The 18,620-nt window shown below is 55.0% G+C and carries 14 protein-coding genes; 9 read left to right on the top strand and 5 right to left on the bottom strand.

Features of this window, described 5'->3' with window-relative positions:
- Positions 1-28: 28 nt before the first annotated feature.
- The 4 genes from yidC to rpmH are packed head-to-tail and all read right to left on the bottom strand — an operon-like array spanning position 29 to position 2,433.
- The gene (gene yidC / locus JQN68_RS08050) at positions 29-1,651 is read right to left on the bottom strand and encodes a membrane protein insertase YidC (protein ID WP_225072545.1); all 1,623 of its coding nucleotides are present in this window, start codon (positions 1,649-1,651) and stop codon (positions 29-31) included.
- A gap of 40 nt (positions 1,652-1,691) precedes the next feature.
- Entirely contained in the window at positions 1,692-1,901 is a 210-nt protein-coding gene (gene yidD, locus JQN68_RS08045) for a membrane protein insertion efficiency factor YidD (RefSeq protein ID WP_225072544.1), read from the bottom strand.
- Complete coding sequence (gene rnpA, locus JQN68_RS08040) at positions 1,898-2,275, bottom strand: ribonuclease P protein component (protein WP_225072543.1); 378 nt, start codon at positions 2,273-2,275, stop codon at positions 1,898-1,900. Before rnpA ends, yidD begins: the two co-directional genes overlap by 4 nt.
- Positions 2,276-2,280: 5 nt before the next feature.
- Complete coding sequence (gene rpmH / locus JQN68_RS08035; RefSeq protein WP_225072542.1) at positions 2,281-2,433, bottom strand: 50S ribosomal protein L34; 153 nt, start codon at positions 2,431-2,433, stop codon at positions 2,281-2,283.
- A gap of 336 nt (positions 2,434-2,769) precedes the next feature.
- Between rpmH and dnaA the strand changes: the two genes are divergently transcribed.
- The 8 genes from dnaA (at position 2,770) to nth (ending at position 14,529) form a co-directional block, all read left to right on the top strand.
- On the top strand, positions 2,770-4,137 hold the full coding sequence (gene dnaA, locus JQN68_RS08030; protein ID WP_225072541.1) for a chromosomal replication initiator protein DnaA: 1,368 nt from the start codon (positions 2,770-2,772) through the stop codon (positions 4,135-4,137).
- A gap of 348 nt (positions 4,138-4,485) precedes the next feature.
- The gene (dnaN, locus tag JQN68_RS08025; protein ID WP_225072540.1) at positions 4,486-5,604 is read left to right on the top strand and encodes a DNA polymerase III subunit beta; all 1,119 of its coding nucleotides are present in this window, start codon (positions 4,486-4,488) and stop codon (positions 5,602-5,604) included.
- A 27-nt stretch (positions 5,605-5,631) separates the two neighbouring features.
- A complete protein-coding gene (recF, locus tag JQN68_RS08020; RefSeq protein WP_225072539.1) occupies positions 5,632-6,726 on the top strand; it encodes a DNA replication/repair protein RecF in 1,095 nt (364 codons plus the stop codon).
- 23 nt (positions 6,727-6,749) lie between these two features.
- Positions 6,750-9,134 (top strand): DNA topoisomerase (ATP-hydrolyzing) subunit B, encoded by a 2,385-nt coding sequence (gene gyrB, locus JQN68_RS08015; protein ID WP_225072538.1) that lies wholly within the window; start codon positions 6,750-6,752, stop codon positions 9,132-9,134.
- Positions 9,135-9,197: 63 nt separating this feature from the next.
- The gene (gene gyrA / locus JQN68_RS08010; RefSeq protein WP_225072537.1) at positions 9,198-11,717 is read left to right on the top strand and encodes a DNA gyrase subunit A; all 2,520 of its coding nucleotides are present in this window, start codon (positions 9,198-9,200) and stop codon (positions 11,715-11,717) included.
- A 263-nt stretch (positions 11,718-11,980) separates the two neighbouring features.
- Positions 11,981-12,982, top strand: coding sequence for an NAD(P)H-dependent glycerol-3-phosphate dehydrogenase (locus tag JQN68_RS08005; RefSeq protein ID WP_225072536.1), 1,002 nt, complete (start codon positions 11,981-11,983; stop codon positions 12,980-12,982).
- 28 nt (positions 12,983-13,010) lie between these two features.
- Complete coding sequence (locus tag JQN68_RS08000; protein WP_225072535.1) at positions 13,011-13,751, top strand: endonuclease/exonuclease/phosphatase family protein; 741 nt, start codon at positions 13,011-13,013, stop codon at positions 13,749-13,751.
- Between the two features lie 136 nt (positions 13,752-13,887).
- Positions 13,888-14,529: an endonuclease III gene (gene nth, locus JQN68_RS07995; RefSeq protein WP_225072534.1), complete on the top strand. Its 642-nt coding sequence runs from the start codon at positions 13,888-13,890 to the stop codon at positions 14,527-14,529.
- Positions 14,530-14,538: 9 nt separating this feature from the next.
- Here nth and JQN68_RS07990 read toward each other — a convergent pair whose 3' ends face one another.
- Positions 14,539-16,926: a penicillin-binding protein 1A gene (locus tag JQN68_RS07990; protein WP_225072533.1), complete on the bottom strand. Its 2,388-nt coding sequence runs from the start codon at positions 16,924-16,926 to the stop codon at positions 14,539-14,541.
- 351 nt (positions 16,927-17,277) lie between these two features.
- Here JQN68_RS07990 and JQN68_RS07985 point away from each other — a divergent pair, with 351 nt between their 5' ends.
- Positions 17,278-18,582, top strand: a complete 1,305-nt coding sequence (locus JQN68_RS07985) for a pyridoxal phosphate-dependent aminotransferase (protein WP_225072532.1) — start codon at positions 17,278-17,280, stop codon at positions 18,580-18,582.
- The last annotated feature ends 38 nt before the right edge of the window (positions 18,583-18,620 follow it).

The following is an 18,620-nucleotide window of genomic DNA, read 5'->3' as shown; positions in this document are numbered from 1 at the left end:
GTGAAGAAAAGGGAATGACCCAAAATTATCAGGAGGCAGCAACTGCTTTCTTGCCGCCGCGGTTGATGTACCATTGCTGCAAAATGGTCAGAACATTATTGACCAGCCAGTAAATAACCAACCCCGAAGGAAAATTCAAAAACATAAAGGTAAATACCAGGGGCAAAAACATGAAAATTTTCGCCTGTTGGGGATCCATGGTGCTGGGACTCATTTTTTGCTGCAAAAACATGGTCCCCCCCATGATTATAGGGGTGATGTAATAGGGATCTTTGGCGGATAAATCGGCAATCCAGAACATGAAAGGTTCATGGCGCAGTTCAATAGCCTCGAGCAACACCCGATACAGGGCGAAAAACACCGGAATCTGCACGAACATCGGCAGACACCCACCCATGGGATTGACCCGCTTGCTGCGATAAAGCTCCATAATTTCCCGATTCATGCGTTCCTTGTCATCTTTGAACTTTTCACGCAAGGCCTGCATTTCCGGTTGCAGTTTCTGCATGTCCCGCATGGACTTATAACTTTTATGTGTCAGGGGCCAGAAAATCAGTTTAATCAAAGCGGTCAGCATGATAATCGCAAAACCGTAGTTACGAATCAGGTTGCCGTGAAAAAATTTCAAGACGGCCAACAGAGGCTTCGCCAAAATATTGAAGAAACCGAAATTAACGGCCTTTTCCAAGTCATGTCCAACTTTCCCCAAAACCTCGAGATCCTTCGGCCCAAAAAAAACCTGGTAGGAAAACTCGCGAGATTTCCCGGGGGCCAAAGAAAAACCGGACGACAAAAGTCGATTGGCGATGCGGTTATCGACCATTTCCAGCACGACCTGTTCGCCGTTGCGCTCCAGCGGTATTAAAGAAGCAATAAAATATTTATCCTCAAAAGCGGTCCAGGCGACGCCATTGTCGATCCGAACCGGCCCTTGCTGGAGTTCCTTGTCCTTGAACTTTTTGACCTTGCCTTCAATCAGCATACTGGGTCCGACGAAACTGCGGCCGGCCTGCTCGGCATGTTGTTCATCCCAGGGTTGCTCCAAAGTCAACACAATTTGGCCCTGGCGTTCCTGCTCCGAACTGTTGTGGATCCGGACCTGCAGTCCAAAATCGTACCGGTCCCCGGCAAAGGAGAAAATCTTTTCCACCACGCTGCCATCCGGACCGCGGGCGGAAAAAACCAGTTGCGCCTCGTCGCCGGTGCCCACCCGCAGCACGTCTTCGGCAAGGTTGGTGGTGAAGCGCAATCCCTCGCTGAACTGCCAATCGCCTTGGCCGTGCAGATTCAGGGTGGGTTGTCCCAAATCGGGATCGACCAGCGACACAGGACCAGAACCGGCCTCACGGCTCTCTCTAAAACCTTTCAATTGCAGGGACTTAAGGTTCGCCCCGGCGGTGGAAAACACCGCTTGAAATTTATCCGTTTCAACCACGATATCACGAATGACCGCCGCCGTATCGGGAGCCGGGTCAAACGCGGCAGCCGGAGCGCTCGCTGCGACGGGCGCCGCATCGGATACTTGAGAAATCGCTGTGGCCGGGGTCACCTCGGGAGAGGAGGGGGCGGAAGAAGGAGACTGAAAAAGATTGAATCCGGCCCACACCATGACCATCAGCACAAGAGCCAGAAGAACGTTTTTATTTTCCATGGAAATACTCCGTCAGATTCCGGATCCCTGTAAAAACCTCTTAAACAGGGTCATAACCCCCGGGATGAAAAGGATGGCAGCGCCCAAGACGCCCGAAGATCTTCAGCAGCCCCTTGATGACTCCGTACTTGATGATAGCCTGGCGGGCATATTCTGAACAGGAAGGATGGAAACGGCAGGAAGGGACCATGAGAGGTGAAATAAACCTCTGGTAACCGCGAACCAAACCAATCAAGATTGTATCAATCATGACGTTTGGCCTGACAAGCGGGAAGAAATAAGGCACCCCAGTTCATCACGCACTTGGGCATAGCAAAGCTCGCCGGCACCCTGTTTCGCCACAATCGAAATCACCTGGCCGTCGGCAAAGCTGTTGCGATGGAGACGAAAAAATTCGCGCAACAATCTTTTGATGCGGTTACGCTGAACAGCCCCGCCGACCTTGCGGCTGGCAGTGATACCCAACCTGGCGGGGCCATTCTGCTGTTTTAATACATAAACGATGAAATGCGGCGTGTGCCGCCGCCTACCGCCGTTACGCGCTGCCTGGAAATCTCGTCGATGAGAAATGCGACAAGACCTGGGAAACCTGTTACCCGAACCGTTTCCAGAAGGGTCATCCATTCCGTTTACTTGCTCGGTATGGTTACCACCAGGCGCTTACGCCCTCTGGCGCGACGACGACGGATGACCGCCTGGCCGTTTTTGTTTTGCATGCGGGCACGAAAGCCATGGGTTCTCTTGCGACGGATACGACTCGGTTGATAAGTACGTTTGGACATTTTCCACAACTCCCGGAAGTTGGATTCTCAGCCATTTTCCTAGTGATTTTCAGCGAAACGCATTATTAAACACGTTGCCCAAAACTTGTCAAGCAATAATCTTGTACCCCCGGGGTGGCAAAGCCCTCGGCCGCAGCCGCGAGAAACTAAAAAAACCTTGCAAAGGTCGCCAGCCTCTGCTAGTTTTTAGGCGTTGATTTTTAATGTTTTCAAGTCGCAAAATACCCGTCGAATCAGGCAAATCAGGCTTATCCACATCTGTCGACAAACTTGTGGATAAGCTCCGCGGCCCTTTCCCGCAGAAATTCCACAACAATTTCAACAGCAACTGAATCCATGGATCCTCTCTGGCAAAAAACCTTGGCGCACCTTGAACAAACCCTGACGCCGCAGCATTTCTCCACTTGGATCAAACCGATCCATTTTGCCGGCGTAAGTGACGAATGCGTGCATCTGGAGGTCCCCAACCGCTTCGTCCTGGATTGGGTAAAGAACCATTATTATCGGGCGATCCAGGAATGCATGTCGAACATCGCCGGCATCCCTTATCAATTACGCCTGTCGATCAAGAAAGAAGTGTCAAAAACAGTGGTGCCGCGCAGAAAAGAAGAGGAATTGCAGAAGACCGCACCTCAAGTTACCGCAGCACCTCCTGCCGGGAATCCCGACCCACAGAGAAACAATGTCATAAATTTGAATATTCGGTATACCTTCGAATCATTTGTTCTCGGTTCGTCCAATCAATTTGCCAGTGCCGCAGCCATGGCCGTCGCCAACAACCCGGCAACCACATATAACCCGCTGTTTATCTATGGCGGGGTAGGTTTAGGAAAAACCCACCTGGTCAACGCCATCGGCAATGCGATTCTGAAAAACAACCCTGAAATGAAGGTTTGTTACTATACTTCAGAAAAATTTATGAATGAACTGATAAATTCCTTGCGCTATGCAAAGATGGATGAATTCAGAAACAAGTTCAGATCGATGGATGTTCTTTTAATCGACGATGTTCAATTTATTGCTGGAAAGGAACGCACACAGGAAGAGTTTTTCCATACCTTCAACGCATTGTATGATTCACATAAACAAATTGTTGTGACCTCGGACAAGTTCCCCAAGGAAATACCCGGTCTCGAAGAGCGCCTCCGTTCCAGATTTGAATGGGGCCTGATTGCGGACATTCAAGCGCCGGATATGGAAACCAAACAAGCCATCCTGCGCATGAAAGCGGAGCAAAACGGCATAGATCTTCCCCGAGAAGTGGCAATGTTTCTAGCCAGCGCCGTCAGCAGCAACATTCGGGAACTGGAGGGATATCTGATTCGAATCGGAGCCTTCGCCAGTCTGACCGCAACGCCTATTACCCTGGCCATGGCCCAAGAAGTCCTCAAGGACATCATGGTTGAGAAGCGTCGGGAGTTGACCGTCGAAGAGATCCAGAAACTGGTCGCCACCCATTTTTCGGTCAAGGTTTCCGACCTGAAGTCGGCCAAAAGAATGAAGGCCTTGGTATTGCCCAGACAGATTGCCATGTACCTCTCACGACAACTGACCTCCTGTTCATACCCGGAAATTGGCGAGAGATTCGGAGGCAAGGACCATTCAACCATCATTCATGCCATCAAGAAAATAGAGAAAAACATGGAGGACGACTTTCAATTGCGAACCACAATAACCAGCCTCAAAAAAGACCTCTCAGGCTGATTGGATCCAGCGGATCAAAAAAATACCGAATCATCCCATACGCGCCAATCGCAAAGTTGACAAAAACAGAGCGCCCCTGGGTTTTTATCAACCTGATTTGATCAGGATCGAGCCTAAGGGCAACCTGTGCAGAAACCGGTAATAAATAGCCTGTCTGGAGCACCGAACACGGATATCCACAAATCGACCAATTTTGCCAACAACCATATCTGCCCTTCTAGACCGGATGGAAGTATATAATTTTTAACAAATTTTTTAATATATCCACAAATTCACAGGCATTACTATTACTGCTATAAAAGATCTAAAAACCTAATAGAAAAAGATTCCTGTTAACAGGGGGGGAAAATGCACTTTTCCATTGAGAAGGAAATATTTCTTAAAGGTCTTTCACGAGTTCAGGGAATTGTCGAGAAAAAAAATACCATACCTATTTTATCAAATGTCCTGCTGCATGCGGATGGAAGCCATCTGCAAATAACTGCAACGGACTTAGAAGTCGGCATGCAGGCAACCTATCCGGCTTCGGTAACCAAACCCGGCCGCATAACCGTACCTGCAAAAAAACTGTTCGAAATCATTAAGGAGCTTCCTGAAAGCGAAATTTTTTTTACAGCCAAAGACAATAGTTGGATTGAAATTCGATGTGGTAAATCGATCTTTAATATCGTCGGTCTTTCAGCAGATGAATTTCCGTTTTTCCCAAGTATTGAAGAAGATGATTTTATTGTTATAGAAAGTCATAAGATAAAAGAACTTATTGAAAAGACCGTATTTTCAATGTCGACAGATGAAACAAAATATAATCTGAACGGTATTTTTATAAAAATAATTGAAGAAGATGGCACCAAAAAAATTCGTTTTGTTGCCACAGACGGTCACCGTCTTTCTTTAAAGGATACTCCTTTCGAAGGAATAGCCGCAGAAAATCTGGAAAAGGGTGTCATTTTTCCTAAAAAAGGAGTTATAGAGCTCAGGAAAATGGCCGATGAAGCAGATGGTCCAATACATCTTGGATTTATGGACAATAATGCTGTTTTGAAAAAAAATAATTCCATAATAATTATGAGAATTGTTGACGGAGAATTCCCGGATTACAATAGGGTGATTCCTAAAAACAATAATTTAAATTCTATCATAGATAGAAATAATTTTTTACATGCTTTACGGAGAATGTCTATTTTATCCAGCGAGAAATCTAAAGGCGTTAAAATCGATTTTAAGACCGACTTTTTAGAATTATCATCTTCAAATCCGGATTTAGGCGATGCACGTGAAGATTTATCCGCAGAGTATGATGGGGAAGATGTTTCCATTGGTTTTAATGCTCGCTATCTGATTGATATTCTCTCTTCCTTGGATAGTGAAAAAATCTGTTTTTCGGTGAAGGATCAGTTGTCTCCCGGTTTAATAAAATCAGTTTCAGATAATGAATACCTGGCAGTGATTATGCCCATGAGATTATGACGAAAATTGCAGCCAAAGGCTGTATTTATGTATTTAAAAAGACTAAAATTATTCAACTTTAGAAATATTGCTGGAGCAGATATTGGAGTTTCACCGGGATTCAACATTTTTTTGGGAGACAATGCTCAAGGAAAAACCAATACGCTGGAAGCCATCTATCTGTTGGGGCATTTGAAAAGTTTTCGCAGGGTCGGCAATATGGAGATGATCGGTCCATGCGAATTACGCAGCAGGATACATGGTGAATTTTTTTGTCAGGATATGCTCACCAGGTTGGAATTGACACTGGGGCGGGAAACGAAAACCATACTTCTCGACGGCAAAATACCTGAACACGCCGGAGCTATTTTTTCCCGTTATTCATCGGTTTTGTTTTCCCCCGAAGAAGTGGGCATTGTCAAAGGCAGTCCTGCGGGGCGAAGGGCTATGCTCGACCGGGCCATTTGCCAAACCGATCCGTTGTTTCTCGATCGGGCTCGTGCTTTTCAGCGTTGCCTGAAGCAGCGCAATGCTTTATTGAAAAACATCGCCCAAGTTTCAACAACGGTATTGGATAGTTGGAACGAAGAATTCATAAAAACCGGGGCCAGGATCCGTTTTGATCGCCATCGCTATCTTCAACGCCTGGTGCCCAGGCTGAAGGACGCCTACCGACATATTGCCAACGGTCTCGAAACGGCGGATCTCATCTATCCGATCGAAGGCCATTCTCAGGAATCCTACGAGGATGGACTACGCCGGGACATGCAGCAACTTCGCACCCGTGAAACACAGTACGGCGTATCCTTGGCAGGTCCCCACCGCGATGATCCGATTTTTCTGGTCAACGAGCGGCCGCTGGCGCAATATGGGTCCCAAGGTCAGCAGCGCTCCTTCATGCTGGCCTTCAAAACCGCCCAAGTTCTGGATCTTGAAGCCGCTTGCGGCAGAAGTCCTCTGCTGTTACTGGACGATATGACTAGTGAACTGGACCAGCATCGCCAGGCTTTTTTCTTTCAATTTCTCCAAGACAGAACCAGCCAGGTTTTTGTCACTGCGACGGAAATCGGGTTGCTGCGCCTTGAAGGATTGAAGGAGTTGCGCATCTTCCATGTTGAGAATGGCGTGCTGCGTGATAATTAATGTGATTTTAGAAGGATAACGACATGGGAAGCAGTGAAAAGGAATATGGTGCGGACAGCATCAAAGTTTTGGAAGGTCTATCGGCAGTAAGAAAAAGACCGGCCATGTATATCGGCTCTACGGGCAGCCTGGGTTTGCATCATCTCGTTTATGAAGTGGTGGACAATTCCATCGATGAGGCGCTGGGGGGCTATTGTGACGAAATCAATATCGTCATCCATTTGGATGGTTCCGTGACCGTAGAGGACAATGGCCGCGGCATACCGGTTGATATGCACCCCACTCAGAATGTGTCCGCCGCGGAAGTTGTCATGACGGTCCTGCATGCCGGCGGCAAGTTCGATGGGGCCTCCTACAAGGTGTCCGGCGGCTTGCACGGGGTCGGGGTCTCGGTGGTGAATGCTCTGTCGCACCGACTGGAACTGGAAATACGCCGGAAAGGACATATCTATCGGCAAAGTTATCAGCGCGGCGTACCGGACGCACCGCTGCACGAAGATGGCACCACGGCCAAAAAAGGGACCCGCATCACCTTTTGGCCGGATCCCGAGATATTTGAAACCACGGAATTTTCCTTCGAGATCCTGTCACGCCGCCTACGTGAGTTGGCATTTTTAAATGGCGGCGTCCAGATTCATATTCTGGATGAACGCAGCGAAAAAAGACATGATTTTCATTACGAAGGCGGTATTGTCTCCTTTGTTCAGTACCTGAACCGGGCCAAGACCCCTTTGCATCCGGAACCCATCTTCATCAGCGGTGAGCGGGAAGGTGTCGGTATCGAAATCGCCGTGCAGTACAACGATGGGTACGATGAGCAGTTATTTTCCTTTGCCAACAATATCAATACCCACGAGGGTGGGACCCATCTGATCGGCTTCAAGGCAGCGTTGACACGGACCATGAACAGCTATGCGACCGCCAATAATCTGCTGAAGAACATCAAGACCACCATCTCCGGAGAAGATCTGCGCGAAGGCATGGCGGCGGTGATTTCCGTCAAGGTGCCCGAACCGCAGTTCGAAGGCCAGACCAAAACCAAACTGGGAAATTCGGAAATCAAGGGCTATGTCGAAACCTTAGTCAACGAAAAACTGGCGACTTATCTGGAAGAAAATCCTCAGGTGGCGAAACGCATTCTGGAAAAAGGCATCGATGCGGCCCGCGCCCGGGAGGCGGCCCGCAAGGCCCGCGATCTGACGCGTCGCAAGGGGGCGCTGGATGGCCTTGCCCTGCCCGGCAAATTGGCCGATTGCCAGGAAAAGGATCCGGCCCTGTGCGAAATCTACCTGGTCGAGGGCGACAGCGCCGGTGGTAGCGCCAAGCAGGGACGTGATCGCCGCTTTCAGGCCATCCTGCCTCTGAAGGGCAAGATCCTGAATGTCGAAAAAGCCCGTTTCGACAAGATGCTGACCTCCAACGAGGTGCGGACCCTGATTACCGCCATGGGTACCGGCATCGGCAAGGGCGATTTTGATGTCAGCAAACTGCGCTATCATCGCGTCATCATCATGACCGATGCCGACGTCGACGGATCCCATATCCGAACCCTGTTGTTGACTTTCTTTTTCCGGCAAATGCCTGAGTTGATCGAACGGGGTCACCTCTACATTGCCCAGCCGCCGCTGTACAAAGCCAAGAAGGGCAAGCAGGAACGGTATCTCAAGGATGAAAACGCCCTGACGGAATATCTGCTCAACGAGGGGGTTGATGGCTGTGTCGTGCAACTGGAACACAGCGGCAAGGTTTTGCGGGGTAACCAAATTATTCCGACCCTCAACCGGGTTGTAGAATACAATCAACTGTTTGCGAAGATGGTTCATAAAGGCGTCAATCGGGAGGTCCTGAAGGTATTTGTCCAAGGCAAGGTGCGCAACGGCTTCGAGGACATGCTCGATCTCTCGCCCTTGTTGGAAAGGCTGCAGGCATCGGAACCCCGCGCCACCTATCAACTGTTGAGTGATCCGGACCGTATCCTGTTTACCTTCGGTAATGTGCGGGCGCGCATCGATCGTGCGGTGCTGGAGGTCTTGTCGTCCCACGAGTATCAGTTGCTGTTGCAGGCCTATGGCAAGGTCGAGGAGGTGTTCGGCGGTCAGAGCGCAACCATCAGCGTCGAGGGGCAACCTGACAACATTGCGTCCGATTACCAGGAAATGCTGATGTTCTTCCAGGAGCGGGCCCGCAAGGGGCAGTATGTTCAGCGCTACAAAGGCTTGGGCGAGATGAATCCGGATCAGCTCTGGGAAACCACCATGGATCCGGAAAAACGCGTCCTGCTACAGGTCAAGGTCGATGATGCCGTTGAAGCCAACCAGATCTTTACCATCCTGATGGGAGATCAGGTTGAACCGCGGCGAGAATTCATCGAAAACAACGCTTTGAACGTATCCAACCTGGATATTTAACCCTGCCCTTTGGGCCGCTGGTGGAAAATATAGCGGGACCGCGGACCCGCGGAGGATTTATTCATGCTTTCGGAACAGAACAAAATACCTGTCAACATTGAGGACGAACTACGCAAATCCTATATGGATTACGCCATGAGCGTAATCATCGGCCGCGCCTTGCCGGATGTCCGGGACGGGCTCAAGCCGGTGCATCGCCGGGTTCTGTATGCCATGCACGAACTGGGCAACGATTACAACAAACCCTACAAAAAATCGGCGCGTGTGGTCGGCGATGTCATCGGTAAGTTTCATCCCCATGGCGATACCGCCGTGTACGACACCATCGTCCGTCTGGCCCAGGATTTTTCCATGCGCTATCCATTGGTGGACGGCCAGGGCAATTTCGGTTCGCTGGATGGAGACAGTGCCGCCGCCATGCGTTATACCGAAATCCGAATGGCGCGCCTGGCCCATGAATTGCTGGCGGATCTGGATAAGGAAACGGTGGATTTCGGGCCCAATTATGACGATTCCTTGCAGGAACCCCTGGTTCTGCCCGCCAAGTTTCCAAATTTGCTGGTCAACGGCTCGGAGGGGATTGCCGTCGGCATGGCCACCAAGATCCCGCCGCACAACCTTGGCGAAGTCATCGATGCGCTGGTTGCCATCATCGATGACCCGACCATTCATATCGATGAACTGATGGCTCTCATTCCGGGTCCTGATTTTCCCACTGCAGGCTTTATTCTCGGCCGGGAAGGCATTCGCCAGGCTTATGAAACCGGGCGCGGCATCATCCAGATGCGGGCCCGGGTATTGGTCGAAAAGGATCGCCGGACCGGACGGGAACGCATCGTGGTGACGGAAATTCCCTACCAGGTCAACAAGGCCCGCCTCATCGAAAAAATCGCCGAGTTGGTCAAGGATCGGAAGTTGGAAGGGATCTCCGATCTGCGCGACGAGTCGGACCGCGACGGTATCCGCGTGGTGGTGGAACTGAAAAAGGAAACCATTCCTCAGGTGACCATCAACCAGCTTTACAAGATGACACCGATGCAGAGTTCCTTCGGCATCATCATGCTGGCCATCGTCAATGGTCAACCCCGGGTATTGACCCTGCGTGAGGTATTGGACCGCTTTCTGGATCACCGCAAGGACGTGGTCATCCGGCGCTGTATCTTCGAACTGCGCAAGGCCGAGGAGCGGGCCCATATCCTGGAAGGATTCAAGATCGCCCTGGATAACCTCGACGAGGTCATTGCCATCATCAAAGGGGCCGCCAATCCGCGCGAGGCCAAGGAGGCGCTCATTGCCCGCTTCGGTTTTTCCGAGCGACAGGCCCAGGCAATCCTGGAGTTGCGCCTCCACCGCCTGACCGGCATGGAGCGTGAGAAGATCCTGGCCGAATACCGGGACATCCTGGCCCTCATCGAGCGCCTCAAGGAAATCCTGGCCAGCGAGGTCGAGATTTTCAACATCATCAAGCAGGAGTTGCTGGATATCCGGGAGCGGTTCGCCAATCCGCGGCGCACGGAAATCATCGGTCAGGTCGGCGAATTGTCCCTCGAAGACCTCATCGTGGATGAGGACATGGTGGTGACCGTCTCCCATGCCGGCTATATCAAGCGCAACGCGGTTTCCCTCTACCGGGCCCAACGCCGCGGCGGCAAGGGGGTCACCGGCATGCGGCCGAAGGAGGAGGATTTCGTCGAACAGCTGTTCGTGGCTTCGACCCATGCCTATATCCTGGTGTTTACCGATGCCGGCAAGGTGTATTGGCTCAAGGTCCACGAAATCCCCCAGGGCGGACGGGCTGCGCGCGGCAAGGCGATTGTCAACCTGCTGCAACTGGCCAGCGGCGAAACGGTCACCAGCATCCTGGCAGTGAAGGATTTCAGCGAGGGAAAATTCATTGTTACCGCCACCAAGAACGGCATCGTCAAGAAAACCGATCTCATGGCTTATGCCAATCCTCGGGCCGGCGGCATCATCGCCCTGACCATCGACGAGGGTGATCGGCTGGTATCCACCCGACTCACCGACGGCAGCATGGATCTGCTGCTGGCCAGCCGCAACGGCCAGGCCATCCGCTTCTCCGAGGCCGAAGCGCGGCCCATGGGCCGCACTTCGCGCGGTGTGCGCGGCATGCAGCTGGAGGCCGGAGATGAAGTTATCGGTATGGAAGTGGTTTCCGATACCACGGCTGCGACCTTGGTGACGGTCACCGAAAACGGCTATGGCAAACGAACCTCCTTGGAGGAGTATCGCCAGCAGGGGCGCGGCGGTAAGGGCATCATCACCATCAAGACATCGGATCGTAACGGCAAGGTGGTGGATATCAAGCTCATCAACGATGACTACGATTTGATGTTCATTACCGATGGCGGCAAGGTGTTGCGCACCCGGGTGGCCGACCTGTCCATTATCGGACGCAATACCCAAGGGGTGCGGCTGATGGTGCTGGAAAGCGGGGAACGCATCGTCGCCGTGGCCAAGCTGGCGGAAAAGGATGAGGAAAACGGCGTGGATGATGTGCCGGAGGAGGTCGATGAAGAATTGTCGGCCGAAGAGATCGAGCCGGACGGAGACGACCAGATCTGACCCGTGGTTCTGAACGATCCGAGGTTTTTGCCGCTAGGTTTTTAACCGGCCTTCTTTTATAATGCCCGGCATGACACCGGGCCGGCTGTTGGCAGGGTGACCGTTGCCGGCGGGATCTTGATGGTCCCACGGGAAAAAGGAACCTCGTTCAAAAGCTGTTCCTGTCAATGGTTTGGGTTGGGGCCCCATCGGTTCGCAAAACGGCTGCCAGTCGGTGCGTTATTGTTTTCGGCGGGAGGCTGATTTCCACATCGGGAGGATGCATGAAAATCGGAGTCATTGGGGCGGGGGCCTGGGGAACGACCCTGGCCGACTTGCTGGCCAAAAAGGGTCATGCCGTGACCCTGTGGGCCTATGAGGCGGATCTGGTCGAGCGCATGCGGCAAAACCGCAAGAACGATCTCTACCTGTCCGGTTTCACTCTGGACGACAAGCTTGATTTTACTCATGACGTGGCCGAGGTGACTTCCGGCAAGGAATTGCTGGTGCTGGTGGCTCCGTCGCAGGTCATGCGCCATGTGGTACGCCAGGCCGAACCTCACATCGCACCGGGCACCATTCTGGTTTCGGCCGCCAAGGGAATTGAGAACGACTCTCTGCTGCCCATGTCCGAAGTTCTGCGGGAAATTCTTCCGGCGGAAAAATTCCGTTGCCTGGCCTTCCTGTCAGGCCCGACCTTTGCCAGGGAGGTAGCCGCGGAGATGCCGACGGCCGTAACCGTGGCGGCGGCTGATGAAGCGGTGGCGCGCCAAGTGCAGGAGCTATTTAGCTGCCACTACTTCCGGGTCTATCGCAGCGGCGACGTCATCGGCGTCGAGTTGGGCGGGGCCCTGAAAAACGTCATTGCCGTGGCGGCAGGCATCTGCGATGGGCTGGGTTACGGCTACAATGCCCGGGCGGCCCTGATCAGTCGCGGGCTGGTGGAGATGACCCGTATCGGTGTCGCCATGGGCGCCCAGGAAAAGACCTTTCATGGTTTGTCCGGCATGGGCGATCTGGTGCTGACCTGCACCGGCGACCTGTCCCGCAATCGCACCGTCGGCCTGGAATTGGGGCGCGGTCGTAAGTTGGAGGATGTTCTCTCCGGCATGCGCGTGGTTGCCGAGGGCCTGAAAACCGCCCTGTCGGCCTATCAGTTGGCGGCGAAGCTGGGAGTGGAAACGCCGATTATCAACGAGATGTACCGGATTCTTTACGAAGCAAAACCGCCGCGGTCGGCGGTTCTGGATCTCATGAACCGCCAGTTAAAGGCGGAACAGGACTGACCGGACGCATGCCGGCACCGGAGGCGCCATGTACGCCATCCGTGTAATGACCTACAACCTGCACCGTTGGCAGGGCGTCGATGGCAAGATTGAACCGCACCGCGTGCTGGAGGTGGTGAGTCGTGCCGCACCCGACATCCTGGCGCTTCAGGAGGCCGAATGCGACGCCGGCGACCAGCAGCTGGCTTGCCTGGCGGAGCGGCTGGCCATGTACCGTTACGGGCCCTTTGCGGCCGGAGGCACCGCCTTCCTGTCCTACTATCCCCTCAACGATCTGCAGATTGTGGCCCGCGAGGGGGGAGCCTTTCTTCGTGCCGACGCCCATGTAGCGGGTCGGTTGCTGCACCTGTGCAATGTTCAATGCCGGGGCAGCGCCGTGGAGCGGCGCCGACAGCTCTTGGCCCTGCAGGACCCGCAATTGCTGGGTCGGTTCAGCAGCGGTTGCCCCCTTCTGATCCTGGGGGATTTTGGCGACCGCCGCTGGGGCGGTGCCTCTCTGCCCGTTGGCGGTACCGTGTTGCGCTTGGCCCGGCGCCCCTTCTGGCCGGCCACCTTTCCGGCTTCCTGGCCCCTTTGGGCCCCGGACCGGGCCTATCTGGGCGGACAATTGCAGATCATCGATGTTCGCATCTATCGCGGACGCCAGGCTCGCTGTGCTTCAACCCATCTGCCCCTGCTGTACACCTTGCGGCTGTTCGATCCCCGCAACTATGCCCGCTCGCCTCTCATCGGCCGTCGATCCATGGAAATCGTTCCGGGTTGCCACTGAGGGTCTTTGGGAGGCTCTCGCCGGTTGTCTTCGACTCCCGCCATGGACTGCTATCTCCCGTCGCCAAGGGAGTTGGGCGGTTTGTGGATAACTCTGTGGAAAAAGTGGATAACCCGGTTTTAGGCGGAGGTGAACCGTGCCTGAGAAGGCGACTACGAGGCAGATGATCCGGGTGCTGGAGATTCTTGCAGATACCTATCCCGAGGCTCGCTGTGCCCTGCACTTTGACGGGCCATGGCAATTGCTGGTGGCCACCATCCTGTCGGCGCAATGTACCGATCGCCAGGTGAATCTGGTGACCGGTCCGCTGTTTCAGCGCTTTCCCAACCCGGACGCCATGGCCGGCGCCGACCAAGGGGAGTTGGAAAACCTGATTCGCAGCACCGGATTTTTCCGCAACAAGGCGGCGAATCTGATTGCCTGTGCCGCGGCCCTGCTGCAGCGGCATGCCGGTCAGGTCCCGGAGCGGATGGAGGATCTGGTGGCACTGCCGGGAGTCGGGCGCAAGACCGCCAATGTGGTTCTGGGCAACGCCTTTTCCGTGCCCGGTCTGGCCGTCGATACCCATGTGCGGCGGGTATCGTGGCGTTTGGGGTGGACCAAGCAAACGGATCCGGTGCGTATCGAGCAGGACCTTTGCCCTCGGCTGCCGACCGAGCGCTGGACCATGGCCAGCCATCTGCTGATTCACCATGGCCGCGCGATCTGCCGCGCCTCCCGTCCTGCCTGCCATTCTTGTCCGGTGCTGGCCCTGTGTCCCCGCACGGGCGTCGCCTGACGGATTCCCTCAGTTTTCCTCTTCCAGATCCAGTTGATAGAAATCCATGCTCCGTGGCTGCTCGACCTGGTCGGCAAAACGGGTCGGTGCCGTGCCCGGAGCAAAGGCTTCGATGGTGACATCGGCCCGATCCTCGGGCGCGAGCAGTCCGCTGGCCCGGTCGATGGGCCGAAATTCGATGCTGTCCGGGATATGGAAGGACTGTGGAGCCATATGGCGCACGGCCCTCTGCATGAAATCCAACCACGCCGGCGCCGCGGCCCGGGCACCCGTTTCGCCATATCCCAGGGAGCGTTCCTGATCGTAACCGACCCAGGACAGGGCCACCAATTGCGGGGTAAAGCCAACGAACCAGGCATCCTTGAGGTCGTTGGTGGTGCCGGTCTTGGCCGCCACCGGCCGGGCCAGGGATTTGGCGATTTGACCGGTTCCCTCCTGGACGACGCTTTCCATCAGGTTGGTGATGAGAAAGGCGGTTTCCGGCGAGATGACCCGTTCCGGAGACAGCCGGATCCATTGTTGATCGCGGCCGGGACCACCGGGAAAATCAGCCGGATCGATGGATTCCAGCACCCGGCCGGTGCGATCCACCACCTTGGTGACATAAACGGGATTGACCCGTACCCCGCCATTGGCAAAAGCGCAATAGGCGGTCGCCAACTCCAGCGGCGATACCGCCGAGGACCCCAGGGCCAAGGTGAGGTCGTTGTTCAGGGGCGACTGGATGCCCAGTTTACGCGCATAGCCGATGGCATACCGGACCCCGATATCCTGCAGCATTTTGACCGTTACCACATTGTTGGAGTGGGTCAGAGCCTGGCGCACGGTCAAAGGACCACGGAAGGTGCCGTCATAATTTTTCGGGCTCCATTCCCGGCCGCCCCCCGGAAAACTGACGGGAGTGTCCATGACGATGGTCGCCGGAGTATAGCCCTTGTCCAACGCCGCGGCGTAGATGAGCGGTTTAAAGGCGGAACCCGGCAATCGCCGCGCCTGAATGGCTCGATTGAACTGGCTGTGCCGAAAATCGTAGCCGCCCACCATGGCCTTGACCTGGCCGTTGTTCGGATCCAGGGCTACCAGAGCCGCTTGGGCTTCGGGAACCTGTTCCAGAGCCAAAACCAGATGCTGCCCTTCCACCTTGCTGACCCGCAACAGCAGCACCGAGCCGACCGGCATCTGCAGGCGGCCCCGGCCGCGCTGGGTTTGGGCCGGCTGGCCTCGCGGCACGACGGTCAACTGGCCGAGCCAATCGCGGGAGGACAGGGGAATGCTGCCGGTAAAACGGCCGACCCGCACCAGCAGGCGATTCTGCTCCTGGCCGGTCAGTACCCCTTCGATCAGGCTGCCCGGCGCCGGCGGTTGCTCGATGGTGGCTTCCTGGCGAGCCACAAAGATGTTTTGTTCCCCGGCGCTGAGGGTGCGCAGCGGGCCGCGAAATCCCCAGCGGCGGTCGTGGCGGCGCAGATTGGACTGCACCGCCTCCTGGGCCGCCTGCTGCATTTCGACATTCATGGTGGTGTAGACTTTGAGTCCGCCGTAGGTCAGGGCCTGCGCGCCGTAGCGTTCTTCGATATAGCGGCGCACCTGCTCGGTAAAATAATCGGAGCCGGCCACTTGGCGGGCCGGGCGCGGCTGAATCTTGATGGTCTCCCGATCCGCGGCGGCGGCCATTTCCTCCGTGATAAACCCTTCCTTGACCATCCGGGCCAAGACGTAGCGCTGGCGTTCCTTGGCGGCCGGATAATTGCGGTAGGGCGAATAGCGGCTGGGAGCCTGGGGCAGGCCGCCGAGCATGGCGCACTCCGCCAGGGTCAACTGGTTGACATTTTTGCCGAAATAGTTTTCCGCCGCCGCCTGCACACCGTAGGCGCCGTGCCCGAGGTAGATCTGGTTCAGGTACAGGTAGAGAATATCCTCCTTGGCCAGTTTCTTCTCGATGCGCCAGGCCAGGATGGCCTCTTTGAACTTGCGGGAAAATTTGCGTTCGGGGGTCAGCAGCAGGCTTTTGGCGACCTGCTGGGTAATGGTGCTGCCGCCCTGCCGGATACCGCCGGCCAGGATATTTTTCATGGCGGCGCGCAGAATGGAGAGCAAATCGATGCCGGGATGCCGATAGAAATTGGCGTCTTCCGCAGCGACGAAGGACTGCAGTAGCAGCTCGGGCATGCTGTTGACCGGTACCAGGATGCGCCGCTCCTGGGCGAATTCGGCGAGCACCGTTCCGTCGTCGGCGAACACTTGGGTGACGATGGGTGGATGATAGTCGGCCAGGGTGTCCACCTTGGGCAGGCTGGCGGCCACCCACAGATAACCGGCCAGCAGCAGGGCACAGCCGGTCACCAGCAGACCGGCCAGAGACCAGAGAATAATGGGGATGATTTGTTTGCTGTTCATAGTAGTAAACTCAGGCTCCCTTCCAGAATGGGGCTGTTTATACCACAAAATCCCCCATAGGAACAGAGGGCTTGCCGAGGATATTGACTTTGGCCTGTACCTGTGCTAACCAGATCCATCTGTCTTCAGGAGGTAGTTATGCAACCCAGCCAGCAGGGCACCAGGTGTGCAGCAAGCCCGCGGCGAGCTCGCCGCGCAGCGGCCGTAAGCCGCCCCGGGGCTCATCGTCTTGCCGCCTGAAGACCGGTTCGGGCATCAGCAGTGAGGCCATGGGCTTGTTGCCCGTGGCTTTTTTCTTTTTTGGCCGGCCAGGCCAGTGGCGGATCAACGGGGAAGGGTAGGGAGAAGGGCATGCGCAACGACATCGTACACATCGGCGCCGGAGAATTGACCTACGAAATACGGGCTATCGTCGAGATTGCCGATACCCTGCAGCGGATGGGTATCAAGACCAACATGGAAAATATCGGTGATCCCATTGCCAAGGGAGAAAAAATTCCGCGCTGGATCAAAAAAGTGGTAGCCGATCTGGTCATGGAGGATTGTACCTACGGCTATTGCCCGACCCGCGGGGTGCTGGAAACCCGCGAATTCCTGGCAGAGCAGACCAACCTGCGCGGCAAAGCCCAGATTCGTCCCGACGATATCCTGTTTTTCAACGGTCTCGGCGACGCCATCCAGAAGGTGTACGGTTTCCTGCGCCGGGAATCCCGGGTTATCGGACCGTCGCCGACCTATTCCACCCATTCCTCGGCCGAAGCGGCCCATGCCGGCACCCGCCCTATCTCCTATCGCCTCGACCCGGATAATCACTGGTACCCCGATTTGGATGATCTGCGTCTGTCGGTTAAATACAATCCAGCCATCGCCGGCATCCTGATCATCAATCCCGACAATCCCACCGGAGCGGTCTATCCGGAGCGCATTCTGCGGGAGATGATCGCCATCGCCAAGGAATACGACCTGTTCGTCATCTGCGATGAGGTGTATCATAACCTGGTGTTCAACGGCCAGTCGACCAAACCCCTGAGCGATATCATCGGCGATGTTCCCGGCATGGCACTGCGCGGCATCAGCAAGGAAGTTCCCTGGCCGGGGGCACGCTGCGGCTGGATGGAGGTCTACAACGCCGACAAGGACCCCATGTTCCAGCGCTATGTGCAAAGCATACTGAACGCCAAGATGGTCGAAGTCTGCTCCACCACTTTGCCGCAGAAGGCCATTCCCCGTCTGCTGGCCCATCCGGAATACCGGGCCTACCTGGAGGAACGCAAAGCCCGTTACGAACGGGCCTCGAACATCGCCTACGAGGTTCTCAAGGAGGTGCCGGGCATCAAGGCCAACCGCACCAACGGTGCCTTTTACATGAGTGTGGTGATCAACCGCGAACTGCTTACCCACCGGCAGACCCTGCCCATTGCCAATGAGGACGTGCGCAACCTGGTCGAGGGGTTGGTCAACCAGCCGGGGATTTCCCTGGACAAGCGATTCGTTTATTATCTCCTGGCGTCCACCGGTATTTGCGTGGTGCCCCTGTCGTCCTTCTGCACCCCGGAACAGGGTTTCCGCATCACCCTTCTGGAGCGGGACGAGCAGGAATTCACGCGTATATTCCAGACCATCGCGGCCAACATTACGACCTATCTGAATTCCTGACCGGAACGGCTTGGCGCCTCATGCGGGCAGATGGCAGG

Source organism: Desulfuromonas sp. CSMB_57 (assembly GCF_020194955.2).
Taxonomy (GTDB): Bacteria; Desulfobacterota; Desulfuromonadia; order Desulfuromonadales; family Syntrophotaleaceae; genus JAFCIY02.
This window is presented reverse-complemented; position numbering and strand designations above follow the sequence as displayed.

Bases quoted from the DNA above. Each gene is read 5' to 3' on its own strand.
- yidC (WP_225072545.1), bottom strand. From the start codon at position 1,651: ATGGAAAATAAAAACGTTCTTCTGGCTCTTGTGCTGATGGTCATGGTG.
- yidD (WP_225072544.1), bottom strand. From the start codon at position 1,901: ATGATTGATACAATCTTGATTGGTTTGGTTCGCGGTTACCAGAGGTTT.
- rnpA (WP_225072543.1), bottom strand. From the start codon at position 2,275: ATGGATGACCCTTCTGGAAACGGTTCGGGTAACAGGTTTCCCAGGTCT.
- rpmH (WP_225072542.1), bottom strand. From the start codon at position 2,433: ATGTCCAAACGTACTTATCAACCGAGTCGTATCCGTCGCAAGAGAACC.
- dnaA (WP_225072541.1), top strand. From the start codon at position 2,770: ATGGATCCTCTCTGGCAAAAAACCTTGGCGCACCTTGAACAAACCCTG.
- dnaN (WP_225072540.1), top strand. From the start codon at position 4,486: ATGCACTTTTCCATTGAGAAGGAAATATTTCTTAAAGGTCTTTCACGA.
- recF (WP_225072539.1), top strand. From the start codon at position 5,632: ATGTATTTAAAAAGACTAAAATTATTCAACTTTAGAAATATTGCTGGA.
- gyrB (WP_225072538.1), top strand. From the start codon at position 6,750: ATGGGAAGCAGTGAAAAGGAATATGGTGCGGACAGCATCAAAGTTTTG.
- gyrA (WP_225072537.1), top strand. From the start codon at position 9,198: ATGCTTTCGGAACAGAACAAAATACCTGTCAACATTGAGGACGAACTA.
- JQN68_RS08005 (WP_225072536.1), top strand. From the start codon at position 11,981: ATGAAAATCGGAGTCATTGGGGCGGGGGCCTGGGGAACGACCCTGGCC.
- JQN68_RS08000 (WP_225072535.1), top strand. From the start codon at position 13,011: ATGTACGCCATCCGTGTAATGACCTACAACCTGCACCGTTGGCAGGGC.
- JQN68_RS07990 (WP_225072533.1), bottom strand. From the start codon at position 16,926: ATGAACAGCAAACAAATCATCCCCATTATTCTCTGGTCTCTGGCCGGT.
- JQN68_RS07985 (WP_225072532.1), top strand. From the start codon at position 17,278: ATGCGCAACGACATCGTACACATCGGCGCCGGAGAATTGACCTACGAA.